Genomic DNA, 19,928 nt, shown 5'->3' with positions numbered 1-19,928 from the left:
CCGCGACACTGGCCGGGTTTCCGGAGGCGCCCATAGACTTGGCACCCATGAGCACTCTTGAGCCCGAGCGCGGCCTCGGCACCGGCACCCTGGTCGAGCCCGTCCCGCAGGTGTCCCACGGGGACGGCGACCACGAGCGCTTCGCGCACTACGTCCAGAAGGACAAGATCATGGAGAGCGCGCTCTCGGGGTCCCCCGTGGTGGCGCTCTGCGGCAAGGTGTGGGTGCCCGGTCGCGACCCGAAGAAGTACCCGGTCTGCCCGATGTGCAAGGAGATCTACGACGGCATCGGCAAGCCGCAGGGCGGCGACGGCGACAAGAAGTAGTCCGCGGCGCCCCGCACAACGCCGTTTTGCATAGCACCAGGGTTCCCCTGGTGGTCTATGCCAATCGTCGGGGCGTGGGCAGGATGTCGGAATGGACCTCATTCCCGCACCTTCGAGTGCCGCCCGCCACCCGGACGAGGACTATCCGCTCGACGCCGCCACCACGCTGACCGCACCCCCCGCGCTGGCCGACGCCGAGCGCTGGCTGCGGGCCACGCTGTCCGCCGCCACCGGGCTGCCGCTCGGCCCGGGCCGGCCGGGTGCGGGCATCGAGCTGGTCCAGGACGGGACGCTCGCCGCCGAGGCGTACCGGATCACGGTGCGCCCCGGCCACGCCCTGCTCGCCGCGGGCGGCCCGGCCGGCGCGCTGTGGGGCGCGCAGACCCTGCGGCAACTGCTCGGGCCGGACGCCTACCGCCGCTCGCCGCTGCGCCACGACGGCTGGGTGCTGCCCGGCGCCGACATCGAGGACGCCCCCCGGTTCGGCTGGCGCGGCGCGCTGCTCGACGTCGCCCGGCACTTCCTGCCCAAGGCGGACGTGCTGCGCTTCGTCGACCTGCTGGCCGCGCACAAGCTCAACGTGCTGCACCTGCACCTGACCGACGACCAGGGGTGGCGGGTCGAGATCAAGCGCTACCCGAGGCTGACCGCGCGCGGTTCCTGGCGGGACCGCTCGATGGTCGGGTACCGGGCCGGACAGCGCCGCGACGACCGCCCGCACGGCGGCTTCTACACCCAGGACGACCTGCGCGAGATCGTCGCCTACGCGGCCGCCCGCGGGATCACCGTCGTCCCGGAGATCGACCTGCCCGGCCACACCCAGGCCGCCGTCGCCGCCTACCCCGAACTGGGCAACACCGACGTGGTGGACACCGCCGCGCTCGGGGTGTGGACCGACTGGGGGGTGAGCCACAACGTGCTCAACGCCTCCGAGGAGACCCTGCGCTTCTTCGAGGGCGTGCTGGAGGAGGTCCTGGAGCTCTTCCCGTCCGAGTTCGTCCACCTCGGCGGCGACGAGTGCCCCAAGGAGCAGTGGAAGGACAGCGCCGCCGCGCAGGCGCGGATCCGCGAGCTGGGCCTGGCCAACGAGGACGAACTGCAGAGCCACCTGATCCGGCACTTCGACCGCTGGCTGGCCGAGCGCGGCCGCCGGCTGATCGGCTGGGACGAGATCCTGGAGGGCGGGCTCGCGCCCGGTGCCGCGGTCTCCTCCTGGCGCGGCTTCGGCGGCGGGATCGCCGCCGCGAAGGCCGGGCACGACGTGGTGATGTGCCCCGAGCAGCACGTCTACTTCGACCACCGGCAGGCGGACGGGCCGGACGAGCCGATCCCGGTCGGCTTCGTGCGCACGCTGGAGGACGTCTACCGGTTCGAGCCCGTCCCGAAGCAGCTGGACGAGGCCGCCGCCCGGCACGTGATCGGCACCCAGGCCAACCTGTGGAGCGAGTTCATGGACAGCGCCCGGGACATCGACTACCGGGCCTTCCCCCGGCTGGTCGCCTTCGCCGAGGTCGCCTGGTCCGCGCTGCCCGCCGAGCCGGCCGAGCGGGACTTCGCCGGTTTCGAGCGGCGGCTGACGACCCACCTGAAGGCGCTGGACGCGCTCGGCGTCGAGTACCGCCCGGCCGACGGGCCGCACCCGTGGCAGCGCTGGCCCGCCCCGGCCGGCCGGCCGATCGAGGGCCCGCCGCCGGTCCGTTAGGGCGTGTCCCGGGGGCCCTTTCCGGGGCCGCCGGGACCCCCGTGACACGCCCCGGTCGTGCTGACCGGGAACTTCTGAGCGGTCATCGGACGTCAAGAACTGATGAACATCTGCCCTGGCCCGGAGCGGGTCGGGGCAGATACCGCCCGGTATCGGTCCCAATCGGGCAGCCCCGTTCACCGGCCCCGAAATGATCATCGAGCATTGTGTGCCAGAGTTGCCCAACCCGGCCCGATCGCCCGTACCCTACGGGCCAGGCCGGGCTGCTGACGCAGGACGGCACGGCCGCAGGCCGGCGGGCGGCAGGCGATCGATGAGCAAGTGGAGCACGGTGGGACCCAGGTGAACCGGACGATCATGCTGCCGGCCTCCCTCGACGAGGCCGTCGACGCGCTGGCCGCCGCTCCGGCCGCGGTACCGGTGGCCGGAGCCACCGACCTGATGGAGGCCGTCAACGCCGGCCGCTTGCGCCCCGCCGCCCTGGTCGGCCTCGGCCGGATCACCGAACTGCGGGGCTGGCGCTACGAGGACGGCGGCACCGCCGTACTCGGCGCCGGACTCACCCACGCCCGGATGGACCGCCCCGACTTCGCCGCGCTCATCCCCGCGCTCGCCGACGCCGCCCGCACCGCCGGCCCGCCGCAGGTCCGCAACGTCGGCACCCTCGGCGGGAACATCGTCACCGCCGCCCCGGCCGGCGACACCCTCCCGGTGCTCACCGCGCTGGAGGCCGGCGTCACCCTGACCCGGGCCGGGGGCACCCGCGAGGTGCCGGTCAGTCACCTGCTCACCGGACTCGACCCGGTGCGCCCCGGCGAACTGCTCACCTGGGTGCGCGTCCCGCTGCTGCACGCCCCGCAGGTCTTCCTCAAGGCCACCGGCCGCAGCGGCCCGGCCCGCGCCACCGCCTCCGTCGCCCTCGTCCTCGACCCGGCCAGGCGCTCGGTGCGCTGCGCCGTCGGGGCCGTCGCACCGGTGCCGCTGCGCCCGCTGGAGGCCGAGGCCTGGGTCGCCGGCTGCATCGACTGGGACGGCAGCCGGGAGATCGACCCGGCCGCGACCGCCGCCTTCGGCGAGTACGTGGCCGCCGCCTGCGTCCCCGACGACTACGGCGCCGAGGGCGCCTGGGAGGCCGTGACCGAGGGGCCGACAGCGGCCGCCGTTCGGCTGCGGCGTACCGTATCGGTGCTGGCCCGACGGGCGCTGGGAAGGGTGCTGAAGTGACCACAGACCCCATCGAGACCCTCGACGCCGACCCGCTCGGCCTCTCCCCGCAGGTCAGCCGCGAGCTGCGCCCGTGCGCCTCGTACACGCTGCGGGTCAACGGTTTCGAACGGCCCGTCACCGACGCCTGGATCGGCGAGAGCCTGCTCTACGTGCTGCGCGAGCGGCTCGGCCTGGCCGGTGCCAAGGACGGCTGCGAGCAGGGCGAGTGCGGGGCCTGCTCGGTGCAGGTGGACGGCCAGCTGGTGGCCGGCTGCCTGGTGCCCGCCGCGCTGGCCGCCGACAGCGAGATCAACACCGTCGAGGGCCTGTCGGCCGCCGGCGGCGCGAGCGCCGTCCAGCAGGCGCTGGCCGCCTCCGGCGCCGTCCAGTGCGGCTACTGCACCCCCGGCATGGCGATGGCGGTGCACGACCTGCTCCAACGCAACCACCGGCCCACCGAGGTGGAGGCCCGTCAGGCCCTGTGCGGCAACCTCTGCCGCTGCACCGGCTACCGGGGCGTGCTGGCCGCCGTCCAGACCGTCGCGGACGCCCGCGCGCTGGAGGCCGAGCAGGCGGAGGAGGCCGCCGAGGCCGCCGCCGCGCAGGCCGCCGCCGGGCCCGTCGCCGAGGCGCCGGCCGAGCCGGTCGCCGAGCCCGTCGCCGAGCCGCCCGCCGCACGGTCGGCGGAGGCGCCGGTCGAGCCCGGGCAGGCCGTCGAGCCGCCGGTCTACGCCGACGCCGGGGACTGGATCGAGCACGTCCCGCAGCAGGCCGTCGAGCAGCAGCCCGTCCCACAGCAGCCCGTCGAGCAGCACGCCGTCCCGCAGCACGCCGTCGGGCAGCCGGGCGTCGGGCCGGCCCCGGCCGGAGTGCCGTACGGCGACCCCCAGGGCGGCTACGACACCGGCGTGTACGACACCACCGTGCTGGCCCCGATTCGGGACGCCATCCCCGCCCAGGCCGCCGACGAGCAGGTGTACTACCCGCCGCAGGGCTACCCCGAGCAGCCCTACCAGGCCACCCCCGCGCACGGCACCTACCTGCCCTACCCGGACGGCCACCAGCAGCAGAACGGCTACGACACCGGGTACGACGCCCCGGTCTACGAGCCCACCCCCGCGCACGGCACCCCGCTGCCCGGCACCGGCTACGACGGCACGCCGTCGCACGGCACCCCCGCGCACGGCACCCCGCTGCCCGGCGCCGGCTACGACGGCACGCCGCCGCACGGCACCCCGTACCCCGCTCCGCACCCGCACGGTGCCCCGGCCGAGGGCGGCGCCCCGGCCGGTGTCCCGTACGGGGCCACCCCCGCCCACGGCATCCGGCTCCCCGAGGACGACCACGCATCATGACGTCGCCTACCGACATCGGCGCAGCACTCCAGCAGGACGGCGGCGAGGGCGGCGCACCGGAGCCGATCGGCCTGGGCAGCTCCCCGCTGCGCGGCGACGCGCTGCCCAAGGCGCTCGGCATCTACCCGTACGCGGCCGACCTCTGGGCCGAGGGCCTGCTGTGGGGCGCGGTGCTGCGCTCGCCGCACCCGCACGCCCGGATCCGCGGCATCGACACCTCGGCCGCGCTGGCGCTGCCCGGGGTGCACGCCGTGGTCACCGCCGCCGACCTGCCGCCCGGCCCGGACGGCACCCCCGACGGCGCCCCGGCCGGGCCGATCGTCTCCGACCGGCCGGTGCTGGCCGCCGGCGTGGTGCGCCACCACGGCGAGCCGATCGCCGCGGTGGCCGCCGACCACCCGGACACCGCCCGGCTGGCGGTCGGCCTGATCGCGGTCGACTACGAGCCGCTGGAGGCCGTCACCGACCCGGAGCAGTCCTTCACCGCGCCGCCGCTGCACCCCGACGGCAACCTGTTCCGCCACCTGCCGCTGCGCACCGGGGACCCGGACGCGGTCGGCGAGATCATCGTGGAGGGCCTCTACCAGGTCGGCCGGCAGGACCCGGCCCCGCTCGGCGCCGAGGCCGGGCTGGCCGTGCCGCGCCCGGACGGCGGCGTCGAACTGCACCTGTCCTCCACCGACCCGCACGGCGACCGCGACCGCACCGCCGCCTGCCTCGGCCTGGAGCCGGACCGGGTCCGGCTGGTGGCCACCGGCGTGCCCGGCGCCACCACCGACCGCGAGGACCTCTCGTTCCAGGTCACCCTGGCCCTGCTGGCGTTGCGCACCGGCCGCCCGGTGAAGATGACGCTCACCCGCGAGGAGTCCTTCCACACCCACACCTCGCGCCACCCCGCGCTGCTGCGCTACCGCCACCACGCCGACGCCGAGGGCACGCTGGTGAAGGTCGAGGCGCAGATCCTGCTGGACGGCGGCGCCTACGCGGACGTCTCCGCCGAGGCGCTGGCCGCCGCGACGGCCTTCTCGGCCGGTCCGTACGTCTGCCCGAACGTCTTCGTGGACGCCTGGGCGGTGCGCACCAACAACCCGCCGGCCGGCCGGATGCGCGGCGAGGGCGCCCTGCAGGCCTGTTTCGCGTACGAGTCCCAGCTGGACCAGCTGGCCGCCCGGATCGGCGTGGACCCGGTGGAGATCCGCCGCCGCAACGCGATGTCCACCGGCGACCCGCTGCCCACCGGACAGGCCGTCACCTGCCCGGCGCCGGTGCGCGCCCTGCTGGACGCGGTCGCGGCCGAGCCGCTGCCGGCCCTGCCGGTGGACGACCCGGACGCCGAGTGGCTGCTGCCCGGCGGGCCCGGCGGCGCGGGCGACCCGGCGGCGGTGCGGCGCGGCATCGGCTACGCCGTCGGCATGGTGCACATGCTGGGCGCCGAGGGCGAGGACGAGGTCTCCACCGCGACGGTGCGGGTCAGCGGCGACCACGCGACGGTGATCTGCGCGGCGGTCGACGCCGGGCAGGGCTTCGCCACGCTGGCCCGGCAGATCGTGCAGACCGTGCTGGGCGTCAGCGAGGTCTACATCGCGCCGGCCGACAGCGACCAGTCGATCGCCGGGCCGTCCGCCCGCGGCCGGCACACCTGGGTCTCCGGCGGCGCCGTCGAGCGGGCCGCGCTGATGGTCCGCCACCAGCTGCTGCAGCCGATCGCGGCGAACTTCGGGATGTCGGCGGAGCTGCTCCAGATCGCCGACGGCAAGATCACCTCGTACGACGGGGTGCTCGGCATGCCGGTCGCCGAGGCGCTGGAGGGCAAGGAGCTGTGGGCGACCGCGCAGTGCCGCCCGCACCCCACCGAGCCGCTGGACGAGTCCGGGCAGGGCGACGCCTTCGTCTCCATCTCGTTCTGCGCGATGCGCGCGGTGGTGGACGTGGACATCGAGCTGGGCGCCGTCCGGGTGGTCGAGATGACCGTCGCCCAGGACGTCGGCCGGGCGCTGAACCCGCGCCAGATCGAGGACCGGATCGAGGCGGGGGTGGCCCAGGGCGTCGGCCTGGCGCTGCTGGAGGACCTGCGGACGGAGGGCGGGGTGCTGCAGAACCCCTCGCTCACCGGCTACCGGCTGCCCACCGCGCTGGACACCCCGGAGGTGCGGATCGCCGCGCTGCTGGAGGAGCGCGACGTGGTGGCCCCGTTCGGCGCCAAGGCGGTCGGCGCCGTCCCCGCGGTGGTCGCCCCGGCGGCCGTGGCCGCGGCGGTGCGCGCCGCCACCGGCCTGCCGGTCGGCCGGCTGCCGATCCGGGCGGAGGACGCCGTCACCGCCTGACCGGCCGGTTCGGAAAGGCGACGGAAAGCGGTGAAAACAGCGGAAAGGAATTGCCGGCCGACTTTTCCGGGTCGACCGGCAATTCCTTTCTCCACGAGGCCATGGCGGGGATCGAACCCGCGTGTACCGCTTTGCAGACGGTTCCCTAAGCCACTCGGGCACACGGCCAGTGAATTCATAGTGGCCGATCCGGGGAGAGCGGTCAACGCTCCTTTGTAAATTCTGTATGGCAGTGTGTGCTACCGTCGGAGACCGGTGGCGGCATTTCCGCCACCCCGGACGAGCGCGTCGTACCCGGTGACGACAAGACGGCGCAGTTCAGCGGCAATCCGGCCGCTGTGGACTGCGGAGGCACCACCGTCATGGCCTGGCTCGTTCTGATCCTCTCGGGTTTCCTCGAAACCGTCTGGGCGGTCGCCCTGGAATCGTCCAAGGGCTTCACCCGCCTCGTTCCCAGCCTCGTCTTCGGCGTGGCCCTGCTGTTCAGCATGGGCGGGCTGGCGTACGCGATGCGCACCATTCCGATCGGTACCGGCTACGCGGTCTGGGTCGGCATCGGCGCGGTCGGCACCGCGGTCTACGGCATGGCCGTCCTGGGGGACGCGGTGACCATGGCCCGGATCGGCTGCCTGCTGCTGATCGTCTCCGGCGTGGTGGGCCTCAAGGTGCTGCACTGAGCCCCGGCGGGCCCGCGGCGTAGGTCCCGGGGCGGAGTCGATCACCGACCGGGGTCAGGGGTCATCGGGGCGGACGGCTCTTACGATGTTACGTATGACCACTGCCTCCCCCACCTCGGTCGACCCTGTTCCGATACCCCTCGACGACGACCCCGGTGGCGGGGTGCTCGGCGGCCGCTACCGCGCGCTGACCCTGGGGATCGTCTCGGTGGTCCTGGTGATCGCCTTCGAGGCGACGGCCGTCAACACCGCGATGCCGACCGCGGCCCGCCAGCTGAACGGGCTCGGGCTGTACGCCTTCGCCTTCTCCGGCTACTTCACCACCACCCTGTTCGCCCTGGTCGTCTCCGGCCAGTGGTGCGACCGGAGCGGCCCGCTGAGGCCGCTGTTCAGCGGCATCGCGGTGTTCGGCGTGGGGCTGGTGGTGGCCGGGACGGCGCCCGGGATGTGGGTGTTCGTGGCCGGCCGGGCGATCCAGGGCCTGGGCGGCGGGCTGGTGATCGTCGCGCTGTACGTGGTCGTCGGCCGGGCCTACCCGGAGCGGCTGCGGCCCGCGGTGTTCGCGGCCTTCTCCTCCGCCTGGGTGCTGCCCTCGATCGTCGGCCCGCTGGTCTCCGGGGCCGTCACCCAGCACCTGGGCTGGCGCTGGGTGTTCCTGGCCGTGCCGGCGCTGATCCTGCTGCCGCTGGCCGTGATGGGCCCGGCGCTGGCCCGCTCGGAGCGGGAGCGCCCGGTGGTCCGGGGCGCGGCCTTCGACCGCCGTCGCACCCTGCTGGCCGCGATGGCGGCGGTCGGCGCCGGCCTGCTGCAGTACGCGGGCCAGCGGCGCGACCTGATCGGGCTGCTCCCGGGGATCGCCGGGGCGGCGCTGCTGGTGCCGGCGGTCCTGGGGCTGCTGCCGACCGGGACCCTGCGGGCCGGGCGGGGGCTGCCGGCGGTGATCCTGCTGCGCGGGATGGCGGCCGGGGCGTTCCTCGGCGCCGAGGCCTTCGTCCCGCTGATGATGACCACCCAGCGGGACCTCTCGCCGACGCTGGCCGGCCTGACCCTGACCAGCGGCGGCCTCACCTGGGCGGTCGGCTCCTGGCTCCAGGGCCGGCCCGGGGCGGAGCGCTACCGCGAGGCGATGATCCGGGGCGGCCTGCTGCTGACCGCGGTGGCGATCGGGGGCGCCGCGCTGGTGCTGTTCCCGGCGGTGCCGGCCTGGGTCGCGTCGGTGGCCTGGGGCGTCGGCGGCATCGGGATGGGGATGGCGATCGCGAGCGTCAGCGTGCTGATGATGAAGCTCTCCACGCCGGAGGACGCCGGGGCCAACTCGGCCGCCCTGCAGATGAGCGACGCGCTGGGCAACGTGCTGCTGACCGGGATGGCCGGGGTGCTGTTCGCGGCGCTGGGCGGCGGCTCGCTCGCCGCCGCCCACGAGGGCGGCGGGGCGGCCGGCTCGCCCGGCGCCTTCGCGGTGATCCTGCTGTCGATGGCCGGGGTGGCGCTGCTCGGCGCGCTGCTGGCCGGCCGGGTGCGGGCGAAGGCCTGACGGTCAGGACCCGGCGGGGGCTCCGGCCCCCGCCGGGGCGCCGAGGAAGGCCTCCCAGCCGCCGGCCGGCGCCTGGCCCGGGGCGAGGGTCTGGAGCTTGCGCAGCACCGCCGGGTCCTGGGCGTCCAGCCAGTCGACCAGCTGCCGGAAGGAGACCAGCCGGACCTCCGGCTTGCCCGCGATGGTCCGGAGGACGTCCTCGACGGCGTTCATGTAGATGCCGCCGTTCCACTCCTCGAAGTGGTTGCCGATGACGTACGGCGCCCGGTTGCCGTTGTAGGTGCGGTCGAAGCCCATCAGGTAGGCGTCGCGGGCCTGGGTCTGGAAGCCGGGGTGGAGCGCCGGGTCGGCCTTGGTGTTGGGGCCGCACTGGTTGTACATGATGTTGTAGTCCATCGAGAGCACCTGGAAGGTGTGCCCGGGGAACGGGATGGACTGCAGCGGGAGGTCCCACAGGGCGCCGCCCTGGATCTTCTGCGGCCACACCTGGGTGCCGTTGCCGCTGCTGTCGTAGCGCCAGCCGCGCTTGACCGCGGTGGGCAGCAGGTTGCGCTGGCCCTCCAGACAGGGGGTGCGGCTGCCGATCAGCTCCTTGCGGTAGTCGAAGGGCAGCGCCGGCAGGTCGGTGAAGCCGGTGTTGGTGCGCCAGTTCGTCACGAAGTCCATCGCCTGCTGGATCTCGCTGTCCCACTCCTCGGGGGACCACTTGCCGACGCCGGTGGAGCCGCAGAAGTGGCCGTTGAAGTGGGTCCCGATCTCGTGGCCCTCCAGCCAGGCCGCGTGCACGTTCTCCAGGGTGTCGCGGATGTGCTGGTCGCTCAGGTAGCCGATGTCGGAGGCGCCGGCCCTGTGCTGCGGCGGGCGGTAGAGGTCCTTCTTGGACTCCGGCAGCAGGTAGAGGCCGCTGAGGAAGAAGGTCATCTTCGCGTCGTGCTCCTGCGCCAGCCGGCGGAAGCGGGCGAACAGGCCGTTGTCGAGCTCGCCGGCGCCGTCCCAGGAGAAGACCACGAACTGCGGCGGGCGCTGGCCGGGCTGCAGCCGGTCGGGGACCGGCTGGTGCGGCTGGGCGCCGGTGTCCGAGGTGGAGCCGTCGCCGATCAGGACGGCCTGCGGCTTGGGGGCCGGGGCCGGGGCGGGGGTGTCGCCCCGCTCGTCGGCCGCGCCGGTGGCCGGGACGACGGCTCCGGGCACCCGCACTCCGCCGGTGGCGTGGTCGCTGCCGCAGCCGGCCGCCAGGGTGGCGGCGGTGGCGGCGCCCGCCGCCAGCAGGGTGCGGCGTGAGAGGGCTTCCATGGTCACTCCGTTCGTGGGGCGGTGGGGCGGCGTGCGGGAGTGCGGAGTCCGGTCGGACAAGTGGGTGATACAACCCGTGGCCGGGTCAGCATGGCACGGGGGCGGGGCCGGTCGGAGAGGCGCAGCGCGTCGTCCGGAGCGATCGCCCGAACGCCGCAACCGATCGGGTCCGTAGAACCGTCGGTAGCTCGTGTCGGGAGTGTTCCTGCGGCGATCGTATGCGGGGGGCGGCCGTCGCGCTCCGCGACCGGGTGCCCACGGGGCGCACGAAAGAGGGCGTCAGCCCTGCCGATCGGCGGGTGCCGGTACGACCGTCGTATGGACGTGCCTTACAGTCCGTTCCGGTTGAATTGTTTCCCAGGAAACTCCCAGGAAGCGGGGTTCCGTCGGCAGAGGGGAGCGCCCGTGGGCGTCCAGCAGAGCAGGGGGCCCTGGCCGGGCACCCTGGCGGCGGGTGCCGCGCTGGTGCTCGGTGCCTGGCTCGTGCACGACGGAGGCCCGTCGCTGCCGCCCGCGCCGGGGGCCGGCCAGGCCCAGGCCGGGATCACGCCGGTCTCGGTCGTCCCTCCGCTGGGCCCGTCCGCGCCGACCCGGATCCGCATCCCGGCGGTGCGCCTGGACGCCCCGGTCACCGCGCTCGGACTGGACGCGGACGGCCACCTGCAGACCCCGCCCGAGGCGGACCGCAACCTGGCGGGCTGGTACCGGGGCGGGGCCAGCCCCGGCCAGCGCGGTACCGCGATCCTGGCGGGACACGTCGACAACAAGACCGGCCCCGCGGTCTTCTATCATCTGGGCGCGCTCCGTCGGGGGGACCGGATCGAGATCGCCCGGGCGGACGGCGCCACCGCCGTCTACCAGCTCTACGCCATCGAAGTGCACGACCGAAAGGACTTCCCGGACGATCGGGTCTACCGTCAGGCCACTGACGCGCAGCTGCGGGTGATCACCTGCGGCGGCTCGTACAGCGAGGAGCACGGCTACGACGGCAACGTCGTCGCCTACGGCTTCCTGGCCGACACCACCCCGCCGGGCAAAGCCGCATGAGCACGCTGACCCTTGCCTCCCGCTGGAACCCGATCGACTGGCCGCTCACCGAGGGCCTGATCCCGCACGCCGTGCTGGCGGCCGGCTGGGCGGCGCTGATCGCGCTCGCCGTCGGCCGCGGCCGGAGCTGGTGGCGGGTCCGCCTGCCCGCCGCCCTGATCACCGCCGCGGCGCTCAGCTGGCTGCTGGACGTCGTGGTCGACGGCTGGTGGCACCCCTTCCCGGAGGGCACGCCCAAGTACGTCACCTGGTGGATAGCCATCGCCCTGACCGGGCTCTGCCTGGCCGGCTACCGGATGCGCCGGCTCACCTGGCGGCGGCGGGGGCTCGCGCTGGGCCTGTGCGGCCTGGTGGTGCTGATGGCCTCCTCCGAGGTGAACATCGGCTTCGGCCAGTTCCCGAGCGGGCGCGTGATGCTCGCGCCGTGGCTGACCAAGACCGACGGGCTGGTCGCCGACAAGGCGGGCCAGACCGTGGCCGCCCCGCCGGGCAAGACGCTGGAGGAGGTCTGGCAGCCCCCGGCGGACCTGCCCGAGAAGGGCACCGTGTCGGTGGTGCCGATCCCCGGCACCAAGTCGGGCTTCAAGGCCCGCGACGCGTACGTCTACCTCCCGCCCGCCTACCAGGCCACCCCGCGGCCGCTGCTCCCGGTGATCGTGATGATCACCGGTCAGCCCGGCGTCCCGGGGGACTGGGTGCTCTCCGCGCAGATCAACGAGGCGCTGGACGCCTACGCCGCGGACCACGGCGGCCTCGCGCCGATCGTGGTGATGCCCGACCAGCTCGGCTCCACCTGGGCCAACACGCTCTGCCTCGACTCCAAGATCGCCAAGACCCAGACCTACCTGGCGGTGGACGTCCCCGAGTGGGTGCACCAGCACCTCCAGACGGCGGCCGGCCGGAAGTCCTGGGCGATCGGGGGCGCCTCGATGGGTGGAACCTGCGCCCTCCAGCTCGGCGTCAACGCCTCCGACGTGTACGGCACCGTCCTCGACATGTCCGGGCAGGAGGAACCGACCCTGGGCAGTCGGGAACAGACCGTCAAGGCCGCCTTCGGTGGTGACGAGAAGAAGTTCGACGCGGTCGATCCGCTCCAGGTGATGGCCCGCAAGAAGTTCCCGGACACCAACGTCGCGTTGGTCGTCGGCGAGACCGACGAGGAGTTCAGACCGCAGATGGAGAAGGTCTACCAGGCCGCGCAGGCGGCCGGAATGAAGTCCAAGTTCGAACTGATGCCGGGCGGCCACGGCTGGGTCGTCTTCCGGCCCGGCATCGCCCAGCAGCTCCCGTGGCTCGCCCAGCAGACCGGGCTGACCCGGTGACCGGGGCGGGGACGGCGCTGGCCACCGTCGGCGAGCAGCGCGGGCCGGGGCCGGACGCGGAGCGCTCGGCCGAGCGCGGCACCGACCGGGCGCCGGTCACCCGGACGCCGGAGCCGCGCCCGCAGAAGGTCCGGCGGGCGGCCGGGGTGCTCGGCGCCAGGCTGCGCTCGGCGCCGCTGACGCTGGCCCTGCTGGCCGGGCTCTGGCTGCTCGGCGCGGCCACCCGCAGCCTGGGCCACGGCCCGTCGGACCGGCTGCTGGAGCGGGCCGGCATCGGCCTGTCCACGCTGGCCGAGGGCCACTGGTGGACGCCGGTCACCTCGATGTTCTGGTGCTCGGGCCGCGGCTCGTACGTGTTCACCAGCCTGCTGCTGCTCCTGGTCGGCCCGGCCGCCGAGCACCGGCTCGGGCGGCTGCGCACCCTCGCGGTGCTGGTCGGCGGGCAGGTCGTCGGCACCCTGCTGGGCACCGGGCTGGTCGCGTTCGGCTCCTCGGCGGGGGAGCAGTGGACCGCCTCGGTGGCCGACCAGATCTCGGTCGGCCCCGGCGTCGGCGTGTTCGCGCTGGCCGGGGTCCTCGGGTACCGGCTCACCGTGCTCTGGCGCCGCCGGCTGCACCTGCTGGTGCTGCTCGTCCCGCTGGTGATGACGCTGTACGTGGGCCACCTGCAGAGCGTCCAGCGGTGCGCCGCCGCGCTGGCCGGGCTCGGCCTGGGCGCGCTGGTCAGCCGGGGCCGCCCGCACCTGCGCACGCACCGCTCCTCGCACTCGGAGACCCGGGTGCTGGTGGCGCTCTGCCTGGTCGCGGCCGCCTTCGGGCCGCTGCTGGCCTCGCTGTACGACAACGCCAGCGGGCCGTTCAACACCTTCTCCGAGCTGTACTTCTCGCACCGGCTCAGCCCGGACGAGGTGGCCGACTTCTGCGCGCAGTCGGCGCACGACTGCGCCCGGGCGCACGCCGTCGTCCGGATCTTCGACACCCCGGGCCGGATGATGGCCGCGCTGATCCCGGCGCTGCTGCTGGTGCTCGCCGAGGGGCTGCGCCGGGGCCTGCGGTTCGCCTGGCTGGTCACCGTGGCCACCGAGCTGCTCTGGGCGGCGCTGCTGTGCTGGCTCTACCTGGACGCCGGGCCGGTCAGCCGGGACGTGGTGCAGTACTTCGTCGAGGCGCTGCTGCTGCCGCTGCTGACCACCGCGCTGCTGGTGGCCACCCGCAAGCGGTTCCTGCTGCGGCTGTCCGGCCGCTCGGTGCGCCGGCTGGCCCTGGTGCTCGGCGGCGCGGCGCTCGCCTCCGCGGCCACCTACGTGGGGGTCGGGCGGCTGGTGGCCGGGGAGTTCGAGCCGGGGGCGTCCGCCCGCCGGCTGGTGGCCGGGCTGCCGGCCCAGTTCCTGCCGCCCGCGTACAACGACCTGCTGCCGGACTACCCGATCGCGGTCGGGCCGGTGGCGCGCTTCCTGGAGACGTACTGCGGGCTGGCGTTCTGGGCGGTCGCGCTGGCCGTGCTGCTGTCGGTCTTCCGCCGGCCGGTGCTGCACACCGACGCGGCGGCGGCCGCCCGCGCGCGGGCGCTGCTGGCCGAGCACGGCGGCGGGACGCTCTCCTTCATCGCCACCTGGGACGGCAACCACTACTGGTTCGACGAGGGCGGCCGGGCGGCCGTCGCCTACCGGGTGGTGGGCACCGTCGCGCTGACCACCGGCGACCCGTTCGGCGCGCCGGAGGACCGGGCCCGGGCGGTGGCCGGCTTCGCCCGGTACTGCGACGCGCGCGGCTGGACGCCGTGCTTCTACAGCGTCAGCGGCGAGACCAGGGCCGCCACCGCGCAGCTCGGCTGGCGCTCGGTGCAGGTCGCCGAGGACACCGTGGTGCCGCTGCCCGAGCTGGCCTTCACCGGCCGCAAGTGGCAGGACATCCGCACGGCCCTCAACAAGGCCGGCAAGCAGGGCATCTCCGCGGAGTGGTGGGCGTACCACGAGGCGCCGCTCGCGCTGCGGGAGCAGATCCGGGCGATCTCCGAGGAGTGGGTCTCCGAGAAGGGCCTGCCGGAGATGGGCTTCACGCTCGGCGGACTGGAGGAGCTGGACGACCCGGACGTGCGGGTGCTGATCGCGGTGGACGAGCAGCGGGTGGTGCACGGGCTGACCAGCTGGATGCCGGTGTACGAGAACGGCGTGCCGGTCGGCTGGACGCTGGACTTCATGCGCCGGCGCTCGGACGGCTTCCGCGGCGTCAGCGAGTTCCTGATCGCCTCGGCGGCGCTCGGCTTCAAGGAGGAGGGCGCGCGCTTCCTGTCGCTGTCGGGCGCGCCGCTGGCCCGGACCGGGCAGGACGAGGAGCCCACCGGCCTGCAGCGGATGCTGGACTGGATGGGCAAGGTGCTGGAGCCGGTGTACGGCTTCCGCTCGCTGCTGGCGTTCAAGGCGAAGTTCCAGCCGGAGTACCGGCCGATGTACATGGCGTACCCCGACCCGGCCGCGCTGCCCGGCATCACCAGGGCGATCGGCAAGGCGTACCTGCCGCACCTGACGGCGGCCCAGGGCGTCCGGCTGATGCGCAAGCTCTCGGGCTGACCCGCCCCTGGGGGCGCGACCGTACGGGCTTCCCGGGCCCCGGACCCGGGTCGCCGCGCGACGGACGCGGACGGACGGTTCACCACGCGGGCGGGCGCGTCACGGCCCGGAAGCACGGGGGCGCTCCCGCGGGCCGGCGCCCCCGTCAGCCGAGCAGCTGGGCGAGCGCGCGGTCGGCGTCCAGGTGCAGGTGCTCCTCGCCCTCCGGGACGACCAGCCGGCTGCGCCACAGGAAGCGGCGCAGGTCGGCGGCGTCGAACTGGAGCAGCGCGGTGCCCTCGGGCGCCCGCAGCTCGACCATGGTGCGCCGGCCGACCGCGGGCCGGACGTGGACGTCCCCGGCGCCGGACGGCAGCTCCAGACCGGCCGAGAGCAGCTGGCGCGCGAAGACCCAGACGATGTCCTCGGAGCCCCGGCGCTCGGCCGGGTCGTCCAGCGAGAACTCGGCGGGGAAGGCCATCCGGACGGCCAGCGGGTCCTCCGGCAGGTAGGAGAGCCCCACCCGCAGCCGGACGGAGCGGTGGGAGGAGAGGATCAGGCGGGCCTGGACGGTCTCTTCGACGGTGCGCACGGGCGGGGTCCCTTCGGTTCGGTGCGAGGCTGCGTGACAGCAGTGAGGGTTGCTGCGGCCTCACCCTGGTGAGAGTCCCGGGACGGGTGGTGCTTACCGGATTCCACGAGGCAATCGGTGTGATCCGGGTCACATCGATTTCCGGCCGCGCGGGCCCGGCGCGGAGCGCCGCCTGGAGGCCCGAACGGCGCCGGACCCGGTACGCTGGGCGGGTTGTCCGATTGCCGCCCGACCGCGGGGTGAGGCCGCAAAACCGCCTCTGACCTGCGATGATCCCCCTCGGAGACCGTGAGTACTGCCGCCGCCTCCTCGATGCCGCTGTTCTCCGACGTACCGGAGCCGCAGGCGCCCGTCCGATCCGTCGGCCACGCCGCGCCCGCCGGTTCGCACCACCTCTCCCCGGCCTTCCCCGGCCGCGCCCCCTGGGGCACCGCCGGCAAGCTGCGGGCCTGGCAGCAGGGCGCGCTGGACAAGTACATCGAGACCCAGCCGCGCGACTTCCTCGCGGTCGCCACCCCGGGCGCAGGCAAGACCACCTTCGCGCTCACCCTGGCCTCGTACCTGCTGCACAACCACCTGGTGCAGCAGGTGACGGTCGTCGCACCGACCGAGCACCTGAAGAAGCAGTGGGCCGAGGCCGCCGCGCGGATAGGCATCCGGCTGGACCCGGCGTACTCCTCCGGGCCGCTCTCCCGGGACTACCACGGCATCGTGGTCACCTACGCGGGCGTCGGGGTCAACCCGATGCTGCACCGCAACCGGACCGAGGCCCGCAAGACCCTCGTGATCATGGACGAGATCCACCACGCCGGTGACTCCAAGTCCTGGGGCGAGGCCTGCTTCGAGGCCTTCGAACCGGCCACCCGCCGGCTGGCGCTGACCGGTACGCCGTTCCGCTCCGACACCAACCCGATCCCGTTCGTGGCCTACGACGCGGGCAGCGACGGCATCCGCAAGTCCATCGCCGACTACACCTACGGCTACGGGCACGCGCTCGCCGACCACGTCGTCCGCCCGGTGATCTTCCTCAGCTACAGCGGCAACATGCGCTGGCGCACCAAGTCCGGCGACGAGCTGGAGGCCCGGCTCGGCGAGCCGATGACCAAGGACCTGATCGCCCAGGCCTGGCGCACCGCGCTGTCCCCGCAGGGCGAGTGGATCCCCTCCGTCCTCCAGGCCGCCGACCGGCGCCTCACCGAGGTCCGCAAGGCGATCCCGGACGCCGGCGGACTGGTCATCGCCACCGACCAGAACGTGGCCCGCGCCTATGCCAAGATGCTGCGCGAGATCAGCGGCGAGAAGGTCACCCTGGTCCTCTCCGACGAGACCGAGGCCTCCAAGCGGATCTCCGACTACGCGGAGGGGACCTCGCGCTGGATGGTCGCCGTCCGCATGGTGTCCGAGGGTGTCGACGTGCCCCGGCTGTGCGTCGGGGTCTACGCCACCTCGATCTCCACCCCGCTGTTCTTCGCCCAGGCCGTCGGCCGCTTCGTGCGCGCCCGCAAGCGCGGCGAGACGGCCTCGGTGTTCCTGCCGACCATCCCGATGCTGCTGGGCTTCGCCAACGAGATGGAGCTCCAGCGCGACCACGTGCTGGACCGGCCGAAGAAGGAGGGCGACGGCCTCTTCGACGAGGAGGACCGGCTGCTCGCCGAGGCCGAGCGGGCCAACGACGGGCCGGACGGCGCGGGCGGCGACGAGTTCTCCTACGAGGCGCTGGGCTCCGAGGCGGTCTTCGACCGGGTCCTGTACAACGCCATGGAGTTCGGCATGCAGGCCCACCCGGGGAGCGAGGAGGAGGAGGACTACCTCGGCATCCCGGGCCTGCTGGAGCCGGACCAGGTGCAGATGCTGCTCCAGAAGCGCCAGCACCGGCAGATCCAGCGCAGCAAGACCAAGCCCGCCGAGGAGGCCGACCTGCTGGAGCTGCCGGCCGAGCAGCGGCCGGTGGTCACCCACCAGGAGCTGCGGGAGCTGCGCAAGGAGCTGAACGCGCTGGTGGCCGCCTGGCACCACCGCACCAACCAGCCGCACGGCACCATCCACAACGAGCTGCGCCGCCAGTGCGGCGGGCCGCTCACCGCGCAGGCCACCGCCAACCAGCTCAAGGCGCGGATCGTGAAGATCCGGGAGTGGGCCAACTAGGGCCTGTCGGCGGAGGGGCTTCGAAGGGCGGCGCGTCCGGTCACCGGACCGGGGGCGCGTCCGGAGCCCGACGCACCCGGCGAATCGCGGGGGTTCGTCCCGAATTCGAGGCGCTGTTGGAGTTGATCACGCCCGAATTTTGGACAACCACTTCCGTCGCGTCATTTCCTTCACTACCTTTCCCCCACGCTCTTCCGTCGGGCAACCCCCGCGGGACGGCGTCGCAGGGCCGTGCGCGTCAACGACGACGCCGTACGGCCCGAGCGCGGCCACCCCCACCTGCGCGCGACACCGACCTTGGAACGGCGCCGCCCGCCCCGCGAGCGCCGCGGAAAGGATTGCCCGTCGTGACAGCCGAGACCTCCCAGACCCTGGACCGCGGCGTCCGGGTCCTCAAGCTCCTCGCCGACTCCGAGCGCGGGCTTACCGTGACCGAGCTGGCCGCCCGGCTGGCCGTCAACCGGACCGTGGTCTACCGGCTGCTGGCCACCCTGGAGCAGCACGGCCTGGTCCGCCGGGACATCGGCGGGCGCGCCCGGGTCGGCCTCGGCGTGCTGCGCCTCGCGCACCGGGTGCACCCGCTGCTGCGCGAGGCCGCGCTGCCGGCCCTGCGCAGCCTCGCCGAGGACCTCGGCGCCACCGCCCACCTGACCCTGGTGGACGGCAACGAGGCGCTGGCCGTCGCCGTGGTCGAGCCCAGCTGGACCGACTTCCACGTCGCCTACCGGACCGGCCTGCGCCACCCGCTCACCGAGAGCGCGGCCGGCCGGGCGATCCTGGAGGCGCGCACCTTCCCCAGCCAGCGCCGGCCCGAGCAGGGCTTCGTCATCACCCGGGCGGAGGAGCAGTCCGGGGCGAGCGGGGCCGCCGCCGCGCTGGTCGGACTGAGCGGCATCGAGGGCAGCGTCGGCGTGGTGATGCTGAACGGCATGGTGCCCGAGCGGGTCGGCCCCCGGGTGGTGGAGGCGGCGACCGAGGTGGCCGACGCCTTGAGGTAGCGCCCGCACCCGGTGTCGGGTGTGTTTGGATTCCCCTTGTGTCCGACACCAAGCTCTCCAAGGCCCTCACCTCCCCGCGGACCCGCGCGCTCACGCTGTGCGGGGTGCTGGTCGCCGCGCTGTTCGGGGTGGCCGCCTTCGTCCCGCTGCCGTACACGATCACCTGGCCGGGCCTGACCGCGGACACCCTGGGCTCGTACGAGGACAAGCCGGTCCTCACGATCACGGGCGCGCCGCTGCGCACCACCGAGGGCGAGCTGCGGATGGTCACCATCACGGCGACCAACCCGGGGCAGAAGAACACCTTCTGGCGCTCGATGCAGGCCTGGTTCGACCCGAAGGAGGCCGTGCGCCCGACCGAGACGGTCTACCCGGAGAGCAACCCGGTGAAGGCCGACGAGGCGACCGCCGCGCAGATGGCCGAGTCCCAGGACGCCGCCACCGCGGCCGCGCTGAACTACCTCCGCCTGTCGCCGGACCAGGTGAAGGTCAAGGTCGACCTGGGCGCGGTCGGCGGCCCGAGCGCGGGCCAGATGCTGGCGCTGGGCATCGTCGACAAGCTGGCCGGCGACGGCAAGGGCGGCGACCTCACCGGCGGGCTCACCGTGGCCGGCACCGGCACCATCGAGGCGGACGGCACCGTCGGCCCGGTGGGCGGCGTCCCCCTGAAGACGCAGGCGGCCGCCCGGGACGGCGCGACGGTGTTCCTGCTGCCCAAGGACGAGTGCTCGGACGCCAAGGTGAACACCCCGAAGTCGCTGCGGCTGGTGCCGGTCGGCACCCTCGGCGAGGCGGTCTCCGCCCTGGAGGCGCTGAAGAGCGGCGGCAGCGTCCCGTCCTGCTGACCCCCGGCCGGCC

At 74.2% G+C, this 19,928-nt stretch carries 14 protein-coding genes, 1 tRNA gene, 1 pseudogene and 1 riboswitch; of the genes and pseudogenes, 13 read left to right on the top strand and 3 right to left on the bottom strand.

The features are described from left to right. Positions 1–47: 47 nt before the first annotated feature. From ACWDD9_RS24980 to ACWDD9_RS24960, 5 genes and pseudogenes are all read left to right on the top strand, one after another. Positions 48–326, top strand: coding sequence for a DUF3039 domain-containing protein (locus ACWDD9_RS24980; protein WP_049653451.1), 279 nt, complete (start codon positions 48–50; stop codon positions 324–326). Between the two features lie 91 nt (positions 327–417). Further along, positions 418–2,028: a beta-N-acetylhexosaminidase gene (locus ACWDD9_RS24975; RefSeq protein WP_449812688.1), complete on the top strand. Its 1,611-nt coding sequence runs from the start codon at positions 418–420 to the stop codon at positions 2,026–2,028. A gap of 357 nt (positions 2,029–2,385) precedes the next feature. Further along, positions 2,386–3,252: an FAD binding domain-containing protein gene (locus ACWDD9_RS24970; RefSeq protein WP_049659370.1), complete on the top strand. Its 867-nt coding sequence runs from the start codon at positions 2,386–2,388 to the stop codon at positions 3,250–3,252. Positions 3,253–3,320: 68 nt separating this feature from the next. Beyond that, positions 3,321–3,929: pseudogene (locus tag ACWDD9_RS24965) on the top strand ((2Fe-2S)-binding protein); the annotation flags it as partial. Between the two features lie 656 nt (positions 3,930–4,585). Further along, a complete protein-coding gene (locus ACWDD9_RS24960; protein WP_079272634.1) occupies positions 4,586–6,913 on the top strand; it encodes a xanthine dehydrogenase family protein molybdopterin-binding subunit in 2,328 nt (775 codons plus the stop codon). A gap of 96 nt (positions 6,914–7,009) precedes the next feature. Here ACWDD9_RS24960 and ACWDD9_RS24955 read toward each other — a convergent pair. Next, positions 7,010–7,081: transfer RNA gene (locus ACWDD9_RS24955), tRNA-Cys, on the bottom strand. Positions 7,082–7,165: 84 nt separating this feature from the next. After that, positions 7,166–7,231, top strand: a riboswitch (guanidine-III (ykkC-III) riboswitch). 44 nt (positions 7,232–7,275) lie between these two features. On the opposite strand from ACWDD9_RS24955, the gene ACWDD9_RS24950 reads away from it, so the two are divergent. Both ACWDD9_RS24950 and ACWDD9_RS24945 read left to right on the top strand, forming a co-directional pair. Continuing rightward, positions 7,276–7,590, top strand: a complete 315-nt coding sequence (locus ACWDD9_RS24950) for a DMT family transporter (RefSeq protein ID WP_049656934.1) — start codon at positions 7,276–7,278, stop codon at positions 7,588–7,590. 94 nt (positions 7,591–7,684) lie between these two features. Further along, positions 7,685–9,124, top strand: a complete 1,440-nt coding sequence (locus ACWDD9_RS24945) for an MFS transporter (protein ID WP_380775127.1) — start codon at positions 7,685–7,687, stop codon at positions 9,122–9,124. 3 nt (positions 9,125–9,127) lie between these two features. Here the strand turns inward: ACWDD9_RS24945 and ACWDD9_RS24940 are convergent, their stop codons facing one another. Next, on the bottom strand, positions 9,128–10,417 hold the full coding sequence (locus ACWDD9_RS24940; protein WP_198959474.1) for a polysaccharide deacetylase family protein: 1,290 nt from the start codon (positions 10,415–10,417) through the stop codon (positions 9,128–9,130). Positions 10,418–10,822: 405 nt separating this feature from the next. Between ACWDD9_RS24940 and ACWDD9_RS24935 the strand changes: the two genes are divergently transcribed. Genes ACWDD9_RS24935 through ACWDD9_RS24925 form a run of 3 tightly spaced genes read left to right on the top strand, consistent with a single transcriptional unit; the run spans position 10,823 to position 15,356 of the window. Further along, the gene (locus tag ACWDD9_RS24935) at positions 10,823–11,464 is read left to right on the top strand and encodes a class F sortase (protein ID WP_049656930.1); all 642 of its coding nucleotides are present in this window, start codon (positions 10,823–10,825) and stop codon (positions 11,462–11,464) included. Beyond that, positions 11,461–12,786 carry an alpha/beta hydrolase gene (locus ACWDD9_RS24930; protein ID WP_387827325.1) on the top strand — a complete coding sequence of 442 codons (1,326 nt, stop codon included), beginning with the start codon at positions 11,461–11,463 and terminating at the stop codon, positions 12,784–12,786. Before ACWDD9_RS24935 ends, ACWDD9_RS24930 begins: the two co-directional genes overlap by 4 nt. Further along, a complete protein-coding gene (locus tag ACWDD9_RS24925) occupies positions 12,753–15,356 on the top strand; it encodes a rhomboid family intramembrane serine protease (protein ID WP_449812687.1) in 2,604 nt (867 codons plus the stop codon). The genes ACWDD9_RS24930 and ACWDD9_RS24925 overlap by 34 nt, the downstream gene beginning before the upstream one ends. Positions 15,357–15,501: 145 nt before the next feature. On the opposite strand, the gene ACWDD9_RS24920 is transcribed toward ACWDD9_RS24925, so the two are convergent. Beyond that, positions 15,502–15,927 (bottom strand): SsgA family sporulation/cell division regulator, encoded by a 426-nt coding sequence (locus ACWDD9_RS24920; protein ID WP_049654781.1) that lies wholly within the window; start codon positions 15,925–15,927, stop codon positions 15,502–15,504. A 312-nt stretch (positions 15,928–16,239) separates the two neighbouring features. Here ACWDD9_RS24920 and ACWDD9_RS24915 point away from each other — a divergent pair, with 312 nt between their 5' ends. The 3 genes from ACWDD9_RS24915 (at position 16,240) to ACWDD9_RS24905 (ending at position 19,915) form a co-directional block, all read left to right on the top strand. Beyond that, positions 16,240–18,072, top strand: a complete 1,833-nt coding sequence (locus tag ACWDD9_RS24915; protein WP_074005029.1) for a DEAD/DEAH box helicase — start codon at positions 16,240–16,242, stop codon at positions 18,070–18,072. Positions 18,073–18,419: 347 nt separating this feature from the next. Then, complete coding sequence (locus tag ACWDD9_RS24910) at positions 18,420–19,070, top strand: IclR family transcriptional regulator (protein WP_049654777.1); 651 nt, start codon at positions 18,420–18,422, stop codon at positions 19,068–19,070. 38 nt (positions 19,071–19,108) lie between these two features. Continuing rightward, positions 19,109–19,915: a S16 family serine protease gene (locus ACWDD9_RS24905; protein ID WP_074005030.1), complete on the top strand. Its 807-nt coding sequence runs from the start codon at positions 19,109–19,111 to the stop codon at positions 19,913–19,915. Positions 19,916–19,928 lie beyond the last annotated feature (13 nt).

The sequence above is a fragment of the Kitasatospora sp. NPDC001119 genome (assembly GCF_053598475.1).
Note: the sequence above shows the minus strand (reverse complement) of the source record. Positions and strands in the feature narration are given on the sequence as shown.